Consider the following 16,088-nt stretch of genomic DNA (forward strand, 5'->3'; position numbering starts at 1 on the left):
AATCTCCGCTCAGCGACGCACCGGACCAGTTGACTCGCGTGCGACCAATGTCGGCTGCACGGCAATCTCCTGCCGCAATCGAAGTGTGCCTTGAATCCGACCCAACAAGTGTTCGCCGGCAATCCTGCCGAACTCTTCCAGCGGTTGATGGATGGTGGTCAGGCGGGGCAATGTAAATCCAGCGGCCTTGATGTCGTCGAAGCCGATAACCGAAACATCCGCAGGAACGCGCAGGTTCGCGTCCTGCAACGCCCGGATTGCCCCTATCGCTGAAATGTCGTTGAAGGCCACCAGCGCGGTGAACGGCTTGCCCGTAGCCAGGAGTTGCTGTACGACCGGATAGCCGAGTTCGGGTGACGAAATGTCTCGAACCAGCGTGACCGCCATTTCCGGACGAATCGCTATCCCCAGCGTCTGCGCGGCAGCGACAAGGCCCTTCCATCGCGCCTCGGAATCGGAGCTGAATGGCTGGCCGCGCATGAAAGCGATCTTGCGATGCCCCAGCGCATGCAGATGCGAGAGCGTCAACTGGGCAGCGCGCTGGTGGTCGAGAGCGACATTGGTGACCCCCTCCACCCGACGATGACCGGCAACTGCAACCAATGGAATGGAGACGGGATGATCGAGCAACGTATCGACGGCGATGATGCCCTGCGCTCCGCGCGAAATAAACATCCGCGTGTACTCTTCGATCAGCTCCGGCTTATGGCGGTGGTGCGCGGTGAAGTAGAAGTATCCGGCATTGATGAGAAAGTCGCCGATTCCGCTCATCACCTGCGTGTGGTATCCATCACCAAGCTCCGGGACAAGAATGCCGATTGTCTTGGATTGGCGGCTACGAAGAGAACGGGCCAGAAGGTTGGGATGATAGTTCAACTCGCGCGCAGCGGCCTTGATGCGATCGCGTGTTCTCTCCGGAATCGACCTGCCCGGCACATCGTTGAGAACGACTGAGACCGTTGCCGGATCCAGCTCCAGGTGGGCCGCAAGCTGCTTAAGGCTCACCGGCGGCCGAGGTTGTTTACTACTCCCTTTACCGCTTCGTGGCTCTTTCATCTGAGGCGTCCTGAACCTGTTTATCGTATCGTTCGAGTTGCCGATTCTAATCGCATCGATGCCGCGGCGCCGTGATGCAGCCCTTAATTGGAAGTCATTCGCGGAATCGCGTTCTTCGAAGAGCCACCTTCGCCGCGCGAAAACCACACATCCCGTGCACGCCGCCACCCGGGGGCGTCGACGCAGAACATATGAAGAGATTCGGCGCGCTGGTCTCGTAGGTCAGCGCGGACGGGCGTAGCAGGAATTGCCGCATCGTCATGGCTCCGCCACTGATGTCGCCGCCGAGCAGATTCGCGTTCATTTTTTCTAGGGTTGCCGGAGTCGAAACATGTCGGCCCAGTATGCAGTCGCGAAACCCGGGCGCATAGCGCTCAATCTGCATTTCGAGACGATCAGTCATATCAACAGTGGACCCATTCGGCACGTGGCAGTAGGCCCAGAATGTGTGCTGGCCTTCGGGAGCGCGGGTTCGATCGAACAGCGATGGCTGCGCCGTGAGCACAAACGGCCGTTCGGGATGTTGTCCCTTCAATACCAGGTTCTCCGCCTCTGCGATCTCATCGAATGTTCCGCCGAGATGCACGGTAATCGCGCGCCGGCACCCTGCCGCTCGCCACGGCACCGGCTGAGACAGCGCGTAGTCAATCTTGAAGACTCCCGGCCCCAGCTTAAACCGCTCCATCAGACCGCGAAAACCCGGTGTAAGGCGATCGCCGGCAATGGCAACAAGCTGTCGCGGCGACGTATCAAATAGCGTGATGGCGTCCGGTCCGCTCAACTTGCGAAAGATCTCTGCATCGACACGGCATGAGGTATAGACCTTGCCGCCGAGACTCTGTAGATGGCCGATGAGAGCGTTGGTGATGCTTTGCGACCCACCGCGGGGAACTGGCCATCCAACCTTGTGCGCTGCGGCGCCCAGCACCAGTGCCACGGCCGAACTCAGCGTGTCGTCGAGGCTGAGAAACGAGTGAGCGGCGAGCCCGGCAAACAAGGCACGCGTGCGCGGTTGCGCGAAGTTATGTGTAGCAATGCGCCGGGCTGACTGAAAGGCCGCCATGCCGAACCGCGCCATGAACAAAGGATGCCGTGGAACGCGCACAACCGGCCCCAACGCCTCTTGCGCAAACCGGTCCCAATGATCAACCAGCGGCGTGATCAGACTTCGCCATGCCTGCGCATCCTGTCCGAATTCCCTGTCCTGGTCGGCGAGGTTGTGCTCCAGCATCACGGCAGTTCCGTCGTCGAGAGGGTGCGCCAGCGGAGCCTCGCCGTGTATCCAGCCAAGTCCATGCTCGCCCAGCGGTAGCGTCGCAAAAAAAGGAGAACCCGCAGCCATCGGATGCACGGCCGAACCGAAGTCATGCATGAATCCGGGCAGCGTCAACGGAAGCGTGCGCGCTCCCCCTCCGGGCACAGCCTCCGCCTCGAAGACCTCGACATCGACGCCTGCCTCTGCAAGCACGATCGCAGCAGAAAGTCCGTTCGGGCCGGAGCCGATCACATTTGCGCGCTTCATTCGTTGATTCTCCCAGATCAGTTGTGGATTGGCAGTTCGTCAGGCCATTGGACCACCGCGGTTCGGCCCTCGGGCGTTTTGGTAAGCTGCGGGGCGTATAACCCAAGATACTTCCGCCGCCACCAGTTCCCCGTCTCCCGCTTTTCCTCCCGGGTGGTGAACCAATACTGCCACAGAACGGCGCGTACGAAACGAGGCGGCGCCTGCAGAAACGGATTGCCTTTGAAGAGCGCCAGCACATCCGTGTCGTTCTCAAGCAACCGCTCCTCAGTGAACAGCACAATCTGGTCCTGGCGCCAGTCCCCGAGAGACGCAAACCAGAGGTTCCAGTCGAAACGCGGCTGGTAGGGAGCATATATGCGCGGCGCCTCGTTCAGCGCCTGCGGCTTGTTGCGGAAGGGATAGGCGGTCCAGTTCTGACCGTCGTTTGAGCCTTGGAATTCTATTTCATAGCGCCCGTTGGTCATCACCGCGAACAGCCCATATTGGTTGGCAATGCGGAACGGTTCGAGCGCGGCGATCGGCAAAGTGGGCAGCGGGAGTCCGCGAAACGGAATGCCGAGCATCTCAACGCTCGTGTTGTAGAAAATCCACGTGAGCATCACTGCGGAGATGGCCAGGCCAATAGCGCTGAGGTGATCGCTCAGCGTTCGCCGAATCCGGCCGCTCGCTGACTGATCTGCGGAAGTCTCAGCTTTATCGTCGGGCGGCTCTGCCAATTCTGATTTGTTTGTCTGCCGATTGATGGCCGCATCAAGAGCGGTTCGGTACCGCATGGGTAGGAGCGGCAGCACGAATCGATCGTCCAGCAGGAGAAAGCCGAGCGCGAGCACCAGGTAATTCAGAAAGGTGTAATTGGCCGTAAGGATCACGCCAATCTCCCAAGGCGTAACAATGAAGAAGCAGATAATGCGAACGCGTCGCGGCATAAAGAGCATCCACACCAGCGCCAGTTCCAGCACCAGCGTACCGGCGGCGCTCGCGACCTGGAACCAGTGCGGAAGATGCTCAACGTACCAGCCGATCCACGTGGGTAATGGGCCGTTCTGGTAGTACTCGTCCATTGCGGTTAGAGTGCGCCACTGGCGATCGCCGCTGACCAGCTTCACCATGCCCGATTCGAAGTAGATACGAAACCACTCCCACTGCAGCAGAAACAAGCTGGCGCGCGAAGGCGGCGTGCTCGCACCGAGCCCGGGCATCACGCCACGCGGCACGAAGAACAGCGCGATGAATCCGGCTTCGAGCAACATGCCGTCTGACTGGTAATTGGAAAATTCACTGGCCGCCGAGACAAACGACAAAAAGCAGACGAAGCAGATGAAGAAGCTCAGCCGTGGCCACAGATTCAAAAGCGCCACAACTGACGCGACCAAACCTATCCAGATCACAACCAGCAACGCATGCGAACTTGAGGAGATCCAGAACAACGTTGGCGCAAACCAGAGCTTCGTCGATGGAAACTGCTGGGCCACTGCGGCAAGATAGTTGCGCGCCGGCAGAATGCCCTCAGGCCCGATCAGGCCCTTGATCTGAAACAGCAACGAATAGAAGGCCGAAAAGTAGATGGCCGCTAGAGCGCGCAGGAATATCCAGCGCGGCGCCAGGCGCCCCGGGGCGCCATCGCGCGGGTCGAACCACCAGTGCACGAAGTTGCTGGGGCTGTGCTCCTGCATATACAGAACAGATTAACGAGCCGCCGGACCCGGTGTCATGCGGTGCCTGCCTGCACGCAAAGGGCTTGGGCCGACGAATCCAGACGACTCCCCGTGACGGGGTCAATCGTCGCCACGCAGCCTCTATACCCCCATCCGCGGTTTGTTCTTCCGCACAAAATCCGTATCCTGCGTTGGTTCCGACTCGCATTCAATCGCAATGGTCGTGATGGGATAGTCCGGCGCCGCCGACGGCAGATCCGTAAAGCGGACGCGGAACTCATCCTGATTGAATGGAACGGCGGCACCAGTCTTCACCAGCTTCGCCGACTTTACCTTCGTCATCAATCCGGCAATCGCGACATACTCGCCAGGCCAGAAGTGAACATGCATGTAGAGCGTATTCCCGGTTCGCGTAAAGCTCGCGTAATTGGAGCGGCGTACCTGGCACGGGTCGGAGTCGTAGATAGTGTGGCCATTCACGGCCATCCACTCGCCCACCTCGCGCAGCACGCGCACTGAAGGTTCAGGTATCGAGCCATCACCTTTGGGGCCTACATTGAGAAGATAGTTTCCCGAATCGCGTACACAACTGATCAGGTTGCGCACCACGGTCTTTGAGGCTTTCCAGTTATCGTCGGCTGCCTGGTAGCCCCAACTGTCATTCAGCGTCATGCATGCTTCCCATGCGCGACCGCCGGTCTCTGCTGTGATATGTTGCTCGGGCGTTGAGAAATCTCCGGGCAGCTTGTTGCGATTGTTCACAATGATTCCGGGCTGAAGCTGAAAGACCATCTCGTTCATGCGCACAGATTCCCAGCCATCCGCGTCAAGCGGCCACGCCACGTCGTACCAGAGCACATCGATCTTGCCGTAGTTCGTCATCAGTTCGCGAATCAGCCCGTGCGTGTATTCAACGAAGCGCTTGCGTGACTCCTCATTCGTTGCACAGGGAGCCCCGTCTGGGTGGCGCCAGTCCATGAGCGAATAATAGAAACCGACTCGCAAGCCTTCCGCGCGCGCCGCCTCAACGTACTCCCGCACCAGGTCACGACCGGGTCCCTGCTTCGGGGCGCAATAATTCGTGAGCCTCGTATCGAAATTGCAGAAGCCCTCGTGGTGCTTGCTGGTCATTACCATGTACTTCATACCCGCCTGCCTGGCCAGTTGAGCCCACGCGCGCGCTGAACCGGGTTGCGGATGAAAGGTCGAAGCATGCGGCGCGTATTCCGAAACCGGGATCCCCTCGTCTTCCATCACCCACTCGTGGCGCCCAATCGTGGAGTAAACGCCGAAGTGAATGAACATGCCAAAGCGTGCGGCTTTCCACCATCTCATGCGCTCGGTCCGATTGGAGTCGCCCGGCAATGGAGCAGAGTTTTCCTTGCCGGCTTGCGTGTTCTGAAATCCTGCGGCTTGCGCGCCTGAAGATAATGCAAGAAGAGAAGCGCCTGTCCCCTTCAGCACGTCACGCCTCGACCAATCGATTGTCTTCATCTCAAACCCCAAAAAGAAGATATTGTTGCAGCTTGCAATTAAATTTATGATCGCCGTCCCTGCCAGCGGAACGAATGTTCCCCATGTTCGTTGACACTCCAACTCCGTGATTCGCAGAATACTCCCGGCGCCTTCCGTCTTGAAAGCGCGCGAAGAACCGGCAAGTACGTTCAAGCCAGGTCACGACAAGGAGCAGATGATGATCAATTTCTGGAGGTCGAAGTACCGCCAAGGCAAGAGGAATAACGGGTTTCTGGCAGCGGGATTTGCATGCCTCACCCTGCTTCTCGTCCTGGCGGCATCCCCGTCGCGTGCACAGCAGATAACCGGCTCAATTGTCGGCACGGTAAACGACCAGCAAGGGGCAGTTATTTCGGGCGCGACGGTGAAGGCCACCAACACCGAAACCGCCTTTTCCAGAACGGTCATAGCCAACGGATACGGACAGTATCGAATTGACTATCTCCCGGTCGGCAGCTACACGCTCGAGGTCAACGCCAATGGGTTCAGGCGCTACGTACAAAAGAACTTCGCTCTAACGGTTGATCAGACGCAGACAGTTCCGGTTTCATTATCGGTCGGCACAGAAACGCAAACCATTACCGTGACGGAGGCACCACCCACCGTGGACACGAGCACGGCGGTGTTGGGCAGGACCATCGAGCCCGCCGAGATCATCGGCCTGCCGCTGGTCAATCGCAACGCGTATGCCCAGCTGTCCCTTACACCTGGAGTGCAAGCCAACAGCGCAAGTCCCAGTTCAAATCCCAACGGTACGCCCAACTTCGTCATTGGCCTGCCGTCAGCAGCGGTGCAAATTAACGGATCGATTGATGGCGGCAACCCCGAGGTCTCTTTTTACCTGGATGGTGGCAGCAACATAACCGGGATTCGGAACTACGGCAACCAGCTGCCCAACCCGGATGCGCTCGAGGAGTTTCGCGTCGAGACCAGCAACTTCTCGGCGCAGTACGGCCACATGTCCAGTGCGGTGATTACAGCGGTTACAAAGTCGGGTACAAACAAGTTCCACGGATCGCTTTTCGAGTTCAATCGGAACACAAACTTTAATGCCACGCCGTGGAATTCAAAAACGAAGGCTCCTTACCACCGCAACAACTTTGGCGGCGTAATCGGCGGACCGATCAAGCGCGACAAGGCGTTTTTCCTGTTCAGCTATGCCGGTCTGCGCCAGGTTGTCGGCCAACAGCTCACTGGCGGCGTTATGCCCACTGCGGCTGAGCGCCTGGGAGACTTTACGGCTGACTCGTTCAAGGTGAACGTGCCCGGCACCAAAACGCAGGTGATCGGGACAAACTCCGCACCCAATTGCCAGACGCCGAAGCCGAACTGCGTTCCCCAGGGCCTGCTCGATCCCACCGCGGCGAACATCATGAATACCGCCAAGTTGATTCCGCTGCCCAACAGCGCCGGGAACACCTACGTTGGATTCTTCACCGGTCCCACGAACGACGATGAGTACCTGGGTAAATATGACCAATCGATCGGCGACAGGGATCATCTCGCGGTCACTTATTTCTTTGTGAAGACCACCCAGAACGCATTTGGTGGTGGACCGATTCCGTGGGACATCAACCAGTCCTATACCGATCAGACAAACGCCAACATTAGCGAAGTGCATACCTTCAGCCCGTCGACAGCGAACCAGGCCTGGATCACGTTTACGCGAGCGGCAGGCGGGCGCGTCAACTTGCCGGCGACTGACCTCGGCAAATTTGGATCGGATTTCACAATCCAGGGACCGTCGGGTTTACCGCAGCTCAACGTATCCGGATACTTCAATGCTGGCGGCGCTCTGGCCGGACCGGTTACGACCTCAGACTTTTACTCATTCCGCGACATGATCACGATGACCAAGGGCAAGCACACCCTCATCTATGGCGGCGAGGTTGCGCTCGACAAAGGAATGTTCGCCGCGAATCTGTACAACTTCGGAGTCTTCACATTCCAAAGCTCGGCCCCGACCAGCACCGGAAACGCTCTGGCCGACTTCGTGACTGGCCAGGTAAATACGATGGAGCAGGATACTCCGTACCACACGCTCATGAGCGCGTGGCATACGGCGTTTTTTGTGCAGGACAACTACCGCATCACGCCGCGGTTCACAGCGAATTTGGGACTCCGGTGGGATATCGATACGCCTCCGGTGGAGTCGTCGAATCTGACCGCGGCATTTGTTCCCGGCCAGCAGTCCACCGTGGTTCCTTCCGCTCCGCTCGGCATGTTATTCCCCGGTGACCAGGGAGTTACACGCGGCATTGTCGCCACACGCTGGCATCACGTTTCGCCGCGCGTTGGCTTCGCATGGGATCCGTGGGGAGATGGAAAAACTGCGGTTCGCGCTGGAGCCGGCATCTTCTTCGGCACAACCAGCGGCAACGAATGGAATCAGCCGGGCAACGCGCAACCGTTTGCCATCCGCCAGACTTTCAACTCCATCACATCTCTGACACATCCGTACAACAACCCTGGGTCGTTCCCGACTGGCGATCCATTTCCATACATCTACAATCCCAGCAGCCCGCGCTTCCTGAAGCCAGCCAGTATCGAGTCGATTGGTACAAACGTGCAATGGCCTTACATGTACCAGGTGAATTTTGCGATTCAGCGGCAGTTGCCCGGAAACTTTAGCCTCACTACCGCGTATGTGGGAACGCTGTCGCGCGATGTGCCCACGATGATCGATGACAACTACGCTCCCTATGCTCCTGGAGCGAGCACTTCTCAGACGAGTATCAATGCGCGGCGCCCATACGATCCCGGCATTCTTGGACAGAACATCTTCCTGACTTCAAACCAGACCGCCTCGTACCATTCGCTCCAGGTCTCGGTAAAGCGGCAGATGACCCACAACCTGATGCTCAATGGCTTCTACGTCTGGAGCCACGCGTTACAGAGCTCGAACGAATCTGCCATCGGACAGATGACCGCCCAGGACTTCGCCAACCTGTGGGAGGAGCGGGGCCCGATGGATGTCGACCGGCGCAACGTGGCCAATATCTCCGGCATATGGAACATCGAATACTACCGCGGATCGAATTCTCTGATGAAACATCTCGCAAATGGCTGGACGATCTCGCCGATCTTCTATTTCCAAAGCGGGCCACCCTTCGAAATCACGACTGGCTCAAACAAGAACTTTGACAGCGCAAACCACAACCGCCCCAACATGGTTCCGGGCGTCAATCCGTTCCTCGATCCCCATCGCAGCCGTCCGGTTGCGGCAGCTGCGTGGTTTAACACTGCTGCCTTTACCTCCAATGGCCCAGGTCTTCCCGGCGGCATTGGTCCTGGAGGTGCCGACGGCAATACGCCGCGCGATTCCCTCCGTGGCCCGGGCTATCGCAGCGCGGATTTGGGAATCTTTCGCAATATCCGCTTTGGAGAAAGGTTGACGTTTCAACTTCGCGGCGAAGCCACAAACGTCTTCAACATGGTGAGTCTCAACAATCCCACCGCAAACCTTGCCTCCTCGCTTAACGGCAAGATAACGTCGGCATCCAGTATGCGCATCATCCAGGTAGGCGGAAGGCTCACGTTCTGATTTTTGCGTGATCTTGATCAAGGACGGTATGCTCCATCTTGCATCTTGAGCAATGGAGCATACCGCATTTGCATTAGGAAGAGATTTCGCCGGCGTTCACACTCGGCCGCATCCACCGATCGCGGGAAGGATCATGAAGAAATCGCTATTAAGTATCGCGCTTGCAGTCTTTGTTTTTTCGCCTCTGACTTCATCTTTTTCGCAAAGCCCCTCTCCACCTGCGATTGACGAGCGTGCCGCTGCCGGCGACCAACCCGACGACCCGGGACCGCTCGCCACCGACTTGTCTCCGGATCTGAAGCGCCCGGCCATTCTCAAGGCAATGCAGAAGGTCGCCGACTGGCAGTTGCAGCACTCTGAGAGCCGCTACAACATCCAATGGACCTTTGCTGCGCTCTACGACGGCTTTCTGGCTGCATCGAAGACCACCGGTTACAAGCGCTATCACGATCGCGTTCTCCAGGTAGCGCGCGACAATCACTGGGAACTCGGACCACGCTTCGCACACGCCGACGACGAAGCTATCGGCCTCACTTACCTTACCCTTTATGCCGAAGATCCGAAGCCCGAAGAAATCGCGCCGACTCGCGACGGCTTGGACAAGTTGCTGGCGCGACCGGACGATCCACAAAAGAATCTCTGGTGGTGGTGCGACGCGCTCTACATGGCGCCACCGGTTCTCGCTCAACTCTCCGTAGCCACCGGCGATCATCGCTACCTCGACTTTATGAATCGCGAATGGTGGATTACCTCGGGCGCGCTCTACGATCCCACCGAGCACCTCTATTTCCGCGACGACCGATTCCTGACCATGCACGAGGCTAACGGCCAGAAGGTGTTCTGGTCGCGCGGCAACGGATGGGTTCTCGCTGGATTAGCCCTGGTTCTTCAACGCATGCCTGCCGACTATCCCGATCGCGCCAGGTATGAAAAACAGTTCAAGGATATGGCGGAGCGAATCGCGGGGCTGCAGCAACCAGATGGTGTGTGGCGCGCCAGTTTGCTCGATCCGGGCTCGTATCCGAACCCTGAAATTTCAGGCTCCGGATTCTTTACGTACGCCATGGCATGGGGGATCCGCAACAAGCTTCTCGATCGCAAAAAATATCTGCCCGTCGTCAAGAAATCCTGGCAGGGAATGCTCTCCCACGTTTACGCAGACGGAAGGCTTGGTTCCATCCAACCCATCGGCGGCGAGCCGGGCAAATTCAAACCTTCGTCCAGCTATGTCTACGGTGTCGGCGCCTTTCTGCTTGCAGGATCTGAACTATCGCAAATTGCTGGGAAGTGAGCTTCTGAGATCGGCGACCAAGGATCATCGATGCCCCAACTCTCTCGGAGGGAATTTCTATCGCTGGGCGCCGCGGCGCTTGCAGCACGCGGGGACACTATCAACTCGCCCGAAGATATTCTCGAGCATCCCCGTCAGAGCATCGAGATCATTGAGCGCCCGCGTGTTCTCACAGCAGCGCGCCGGTATCTGCATGAGCCGCCGAAGACTATCGTGTCCGCGCCTGCTTCACGGAGTGCAGGCGGTCTGCACGACTACTTCTCTGAAGCGGACTATTTCTGGCCCGATCCGAAAAATCCGACGGGACCCTACATCAATCGCGATGGCGAATCCGATCCCGACAACTTCAACACGCATCGCCTGTTGTTGATCAGACTAAGCATTCAAGCGCCGGCGCTTGCCGTAGCATGGGTTCTTACAGAACATCCCGATTTCGCAGCACATGCGGCTGCCCACCTCCGTGCCTGGTTCATAGAACCTGCAACGCGCATGAATCCGAACCTGCAATATGCGCAAGCCGTCCACGGCGTCAGCACAGGCCGCAGTTGGGGCATCATAGACACGCTGCATCTGGTCGAAGTGGCGCAGGCGACCATAGTTCTTCACAATGGCGGCGCACTCGCAGAATCCGATTGGGAGGGAACGAAGAACTGGTTCGCGCAATACCTTGACTGGATGCAAACCTCCGACCCGGGCCGCAAGGAGCGCGACGCGAAAAACAACCATGGGTCCTGCTGGCTTCTCCAGGCGGCAGCATTCGCATCGCTCACCGGAGATGACGGCGTCGTCCGCGAATGTCGCGACCGTCTTAAAAGCAACATCCTTCCTACGCAAGTCGCGCCGGATGGCAGCTTCCCGCTGGAACTCGTACGTACCAAGCCTTATGGATACTCGCTCTTCGACCTCGACGCCCTTGGAATGCTCGCGCATGTCCTGTCGACCAAATCAGACAATCTTTGGGACTACACACTACACGATGGCCGCGGCCTTGCGGCCTGCTTTCGCTTCATGACGCCATTCATTGCGAACAAACAATCGTGGCCCTATCGCCATGACGTTCAATACTTCGACGATTTGCCGGTGCGGCAGCCAAGCCTGCTCTTCGCCGGACTCGCTTACCGCAACCGCGAATATCTCGACTTATGGAAGCGTCTGGATCCTGATCCGCAAGTGCCTGAAGTCATTCGCAACCATCCCATTCGGCAACCCGTGCTGTGGCTTTCATAAGTATTTGCTTGCAAATGGTAATGGAGCATCCTGTCTGATATTTCGTTGCAAATTCGGCGGCGCTATACTGGGTGGTCCGATCCAGCACTCTCGCGCTCTCCCCATAAGCGCATCCATCGTGGAGGTATTTTTATGAAGGCGGAGTCTCTGCAGAGCAGTACCGCCCGAAATGGAAAGTCAGCGCATCGGCCTGCGTCTTCCGCTACTGCGCCGCGAGCGGTTTTGAGGCGGCCCAAAAAACTTCAGGCACCACTTGCTGCAAACGCGACTACGCAACCAGAGCACGGTGATCCCTATCAGTTGCAAGGACTGGACCGGGTGGTTGCGATTCTCGATCTGCTTGGCGCGAGCGACAATTCGCTGAGCCTTGCCGAGATATGTCAACGCATGGGATTGCACAAAAGCACAGCACATCGCGCACTCATGGCGCTGGAGCGCACCGGCATGATCGAACGCGCCCCTGCCAACCGCTACCGGCTTGGCCTCAAGCTCTACGACATGGGCAGCCGTGCTGTCGAGCAGATCGACCTGCGCTCGCGCGTCCATCCTCACCTGCGCAAACTCGCGTTGAGAGTGGGTGAGACTGTGCACCTGGGCGTGCTGCACAAGACGCGCGTGGTCTACATCGACAAGATTGAGCCCATCAATCGAAGAGTCTGCATCAGTTCGCGCACCGGCACCTCGAATCCTGTCTACAGCACGTCCCTGGGCAAGGCGATCCTGGCTTACCTCCCATCGGAGGAAGTTGCAAAGACTGTTTCGAAAATCCAGTTCACTGGTTTTACGTCGAAGACTCTCACGACTCCGACCGAGCTTTTCGAGGCACTGGAGCGTGTACGGCGCCGTGGCTACGCCGTCGATGACGAGGAGATGGAGATTGGAACTCGATGCGTTGGTGCGGCAATTCTGGATGCAACTGGGCATCCCATCGCAGCGGTCAGCATCTCCGGTTCCGTCACTCGCCTCGCTGCGCATTGCGTTCCGGCGATCGCCCAGCATGTAATCCGTTGCAGCCAGGAGATATCTTCAGCCCTCAGCGTAGAGGCCGAAGGCGGACCTACACGGCAGTAGTAGCCGAGCAGTTGTTGTAGTCGCATTTTCAATCGAATCCGAAAAGAAATGGAGCAGTCCGAAGCCTGCTCCATCACTTACATCATTCGACACACACAGCACAGACACACAATGTGGGTTTACTCATAAGGTGAAACTTGCAGACTTTATTTCTCAATAGTTTGCGGAATCCGATACCCCATAAGATGAAATCAAACGGCCGCACAGGGTGAAAGTTTCGGCCCTCAATTTACGCATAAGCTGAAATCTTATCCCATGCCAAATTAAGTTGCTTATAATAAGTCGTTTACGAGAATACGACCACTTGAATTATTGGTCGATGATAAGTTGGGGTACCACTCCTTGGTGCATTGAGATGGCCATCACCACCGAATACGACGCTTTGGCGCCAAGGAGTCGCGCAAGGGTACATCGCAGCATCACCCATGCCAAACGGTGCGGAGTATTGATCAACCAGTAATTGCCGTTACTGGGTTGACGGAAGTGTTGGCGGTGATACTCCCGGAACACCGCAACGGCCCTGAAATCCATCCTGCGGTAAAATGCGAGCAAGGCAGCCTTTTTGATGATGAAGGGATCCGCGAGTCAACCCACGCAAAGGGGGATCGAATCAATCTTGTCTGACTGACCATCCAGGGCCCCGTAGTCGTCGCACGACTATTGGTGTCGTGCTAAGTCTGCGGTCTTCTCGTTAAATCTGAGGCCAGGTTCCCTCTTGATAAGATACGGCGATATATGCAACCTCGTTCTGCTCCTTTTGGCTAGTGGAGTTGCTATCCGGAATGCGGCGAGGAGCAGACTCACTATCCGGTTATTCTGGGCATTTCTCGCGGCGGCATTCGGACTGTGGGCACTGGTTCCGGGTGCATGGTTAGCCAGTGTGGCTCTGCACGCCAAGATGCCGGAATTCCTTTTCGATAATCCTCCACTATTTCTACATATTGTGTTGATGACCGCGGCGGTGGCTTCCCGTCCTCACTTACGGTCGCCTGGTCGAAGACCTTATCGAGCGACGTTAAATTTTCTCGTCCTGCTCTTTGTCTGGGTTTTCGCATATGCCTTTTACCTGATCCCGTATCAGTACGGAAGCCATGGGGCAGTGACAATCCTGCGCTTTGAGGTCATCTTCTTTGTTGAGAATGCTATGCTGCTCGCCATTCTCGGCAGATTGATTTTCCGCTCCCAATCCCCATGGAAGTCCATCTATGTGCACCTGTTCGGAGCTTCTGCCCTCTACTCAATTTGTTCCGTGGCGTTTAGCGTGGCGGACTGGGGCATGAGAGACCCTTCGGGCGGTCGGATCGGCGCGAATTATCCGGTCATCAGAAATCTGGCTGTAGTGGTTTTCACGGCCTCAATCTTTTGGTTTCTTTGGATAAGTCTCGAAGGCAACAGGCGGATGGCGAAACTGGCCGAAGACGTTTCGGTGGACACTGCAAACCACAAGTACACTTCGTTCTTGGCAATGTTTTCGGTGCTAGCCATTCCCGTCGTCGGTGTGTGGGAACTTTTCCGAACCGGCGAACCGAGTGCAGCCCATGAAATGCGTCTCCTGGTGGTAATGGTGGCGGGATTGATTCTCGCTTCCGGCGCATTTGCTGAAAACTATCTGGCCAACCGCGAGTTTAGTTCCGATGTCGCGGAGGCCCACGACAGGCTTCGCCTGGCCATGGAATCCGGCAAATCAATGGGATGGGATTGGAATCTCGCCACGGGGCAAAACATTTGGTTTGGCGATTTGCAGACAACGCTTGGGATCAGCGCCGATACCTACCTCGCGCGCGAAGACGATTTCATTGAGCGCCTTCACCCGGACGACCGAGGACGAGTATCGAAGACATTTGCAGATGCAACGCAAAGTCGAAGTGAGTTCAAAGCGGAATATCGCGTGGTGCGGACCGATGGGACGATACGATGGCTCGCTGTCAGCGGGAAGTTCTATTCCCCATCTAATGGCGATCCACCTCGCGCTCTGGGGGTCGCGGTAGACATCACTGAGCGCAAGCAAGCGGAATTTGCGTTGCGAGAAAGCGAAGAGCGGTTCCGCCTGATGTCCAACACGGCTCCGGTGATGATCTGGATGTCCGGCACCGACAAACTCTGCACCTACTTCAACAAACCCTGGCACGATTTCACTGGAAGGCCCCTGTCGGCCGATCTGGGAAACGGCTGGATGGAGGGGGTTCACGCAGAAGACTTGCGGCGGTGTCTGGAAATCTACACCCTTGCATTCGATCGGCGAGAGTCGTTCAGGAGGGAGTATAGGCTCCGGGCAAGCGACGGGGAATTTCATTGGATTCTCGATATAGGTGTACCCAGATTCAATCCCGACGGCTCATTCGCCGGATACATTGGATCTTGTGTCGATATAACCGAGAGCAAACTGGCGGAAGAGGCGCTTTACAGCATAGGCAGCAGATTGATTGAGGCGCAAGAGGACGAGCGCACCCGCATTGCCCGAGAACTTCACGACGACTTCAGCCAACGGATGGCATTACTCGCCATTGAGCTTGATCGGCTCAGGCAGGACATTCCGGGCTCGAATGGCGACGCTGTCAACCGCATGGACGCAGTGCGAAAGCATGCTTCTGAGATAGGCTCTGATATCCAGGCCTTATCTCATCAGCTGCATTCTGCAAAGTTGGATTATCTGGGCATTGCGGTGGCAATGAAAGATTTTTGCAACGAGTTCGGAGAAAAACAGAAATTGAAGATTGACTTTCGGAGCCAAAACTTGCCGAGCCCCGTATCACCGGAGGTTGCCCTTTGCCTGTACCGCGTTTTGCAGGAAGCATTGCACAATGCTGCGAAACATAGCCATGTTTCGCACTTCGACGTACAACTCCAGGGAGTGCCAGGGGAGATTCAACTCACCATCAAGGACGCTGGAGTCGGGTTTGACGTTGAATCGGTCAATAAACGGCGGGGAATCGGTCTAATCAGCATGCGCGAGCGAGTCAAGCTGGTCAACGGAACGTTTTCGATTGCTTCGAGATTGAATCATGGTACCGAGATAGGCGTTCGAATTCCCATGAGTAACGCGCAAGTCCAATGACCTTAAACCGAGTTCCGGTCGTATTGTAGCTATCCAAGATCGGAAGCGCTTCGCGCGGAGGAGGTCTAATTGTGAGGCTCGATTTGCTCCGCGAGGCGGTTTCGATTTGGACACGAGAAGGAAGCCGCAGGCGTACTTAGCGGGCGCGG

Annotated in this window: 9 protein-coding genes; 5 read left to right on the top strand and 4 right to left on the bottom strand. The window is 57.1% G+C overall.

Going from position 1 to position 16,088, the window contains the following annotated elements; genetic code table 11:
• Positions 1-9: 9 nt before the first annotated feature.
• From WA354_RS02420 to WA354_RS02435, 4 genes are all read right to left on the bottom strand, one after another.
• The gene (locus tag WA354_RS02420; protein WP_472811419.1) at positions 10-1,056 is read right to left on the bottom strand and encodes a LacI family DNA-binding transcriptional regulator; all 1,047 of its coding nucleotides are present in this window, start codon (positions 1,054-1,056) and stop codon (positions 10-12) included.
• Positions 1,057-1,150: 94 nt separating this feature from the next.
• Positions 1,151-2,578, bottom strand: coding sequence for a phytoene desaturase family protein (locus WA354_RS02425; RefSeq protein WP_472811420.1), 1,428 nt, complete (start codon positions 2,576-2,578; stop codon positions 1,151-1,153).
• A gap of 17 nt (positions 2,579-2,595) precedes the next feature.
• Positions 2,596-4,254, bottom strand: a complete 1,659-nt coding sequence (locus WA354_RS02430; protein ID WP_472811421.1) for a lipase maturation factor family protein — start codon at positions 4,252-4,254, stop codon at positions 2,596-2,598.
• A 123-nt stretch (positions 4,255-4,377) separates the two neighbouring features.
• Positions 4,378-5,730 carry an alpha-L-fucosidase gene (locus WA354_RS02435; protein ID WP_472811422.1) on the bottom strand — a complete coding sequence of 451 codons (1,353 nt, stop codon included), beginning with the start codon at positions 5,728-5,730 and terminating at the stop codon, positions 4,378-4,380.
• A gap of 139 nt (positions 5,731-5,869) precedes the next feature.
• Between WA354_RS02435 and WA354_RS02440 the strand changes: the two genes are divergently transcribed.
• The 5 genes from WA354_RS02440 (at position 5,870) to WA354_RS02460 (ending at position 15,939) form a co-directional block, all read left to right on the top strand.
• Positions 5,870-9,295 (top strand): outer membrane beta-barrel protein, encoded by a 3,426-nt coding sequence (locus WA354_RS02440; RefSeq protein WP_472811423.1) that lies wholly within the window; start codon positions 5,870-5,872, stop codon positions 9,293-9,295.
• Positions 9,296-9,428: 133 nt separating this feature from the next.
• Positions 9,429-10,586 carry a glycoside hydrolase family 88/105 protein gene (locus tag WA354_RS02445; RefSeq protein ID WP_472811424.1) on the top strand — a complete coding sequence of 386 codons (1,158 nt, stop codon included), beginning with the start codon at positions 9,429-9,431 and terminating at the stop codon, positions 10,584-10,586.
• Positions 10,587-10,616: 30 nt separating this feature from the next.
• Positions 10,617-11,813: an alginate lyase family protein gene (locus WA354_RS02450; RefSeq protein ID WP_472811425.1), complete on the top strand. Its 1,197-nt coding sequence runs from the start codon at positions 10,617-10,619 to the stop codon at positions 11,811-11,813.
• A gap of 132 nt (positions 11,814-11,945) precedes the next feature.
• Positions 11,946-12,884, top strand: coding sequence for an IclR family transcriptional regulator (locus tag WA354_RS02455; RefSeq protein WP_472811426.1), 939 nt, complete (start codon positions 11,946-11,948; stop codon positions 12,882-12,884).
• A 1,099-nt stretch (positions 12,885-13,983) separates the two neighbouring features.
• Complete coding sequence (locus WA354_RS02460; RefSeq protein ID WP_472811427.1) at positions 13,984-15,939, top strand: PAS domain-containing sensor histidine kinase; 1,956 nt, start codon at positions 13,984-13,986, stop codon at positions 15,937-15,939.
• Positions 15,940-16,088: the final 149 nt, after the last annotated feature.

This window comes from Occallatibacter sp. (assembly GCF_049802275.1).
GTDB lineage: Bacteria > Acidobacteriota > Terriglobia > Terriglobales > Acidobacteriaceae > Telmatobacter.

Coding starts and splice junctions, on each gene's coding strand:
- WA354_RS02435 (WP_472811422.1), bottom strand. CDS start 5,730: ATGAAGACAATCGATTGGTCGAGGCGTGACGTGCTGAAGGGGACAGGC.
- WA354_RS02425 (WP_472811420.1), bottom strand. CDS start 2,578: ATGAAGCGCGCAAATGTGATCGGCTCCGGCCCGAACGGACTTTCTGCT.
- WA354_RS02430 (WP_472811421.1), bottom strand. CDS start 4,254: ATGCAGGAGCACAGCCCCAGCAACTTCGTGCACTGGTGGTTCGACCCG.
- WA354_RS02420 (WP_472811419.1), bottom strand. CDS start 1,056: ATGAAAGAGCCACGAAGCGGTAAAGGGAGTAGTAAACAACCTCGGCCG.
- WA354_RS02450 (WP_472811425.1), top strand. CDS start 10,617: ATGCCCCAACTCTCTCGGAGGGAATTTCTATCGCTGGGCGCCGCGGCG.
- WA354_RS02455 (WP_472811426.1), top strand. CDS start 11,946: ATGAAGGCGGAGTCTCTGCAGAGCAGTACCGCCCGAAATGGAAAGTCA.
- WA354_RS02445 (WP_472811424.1), top strand. CDS start 9,429: ATGAAGAAATCGCTATTAAGTATCGCGCTTGCAGTCTTTGTTTTTTCG.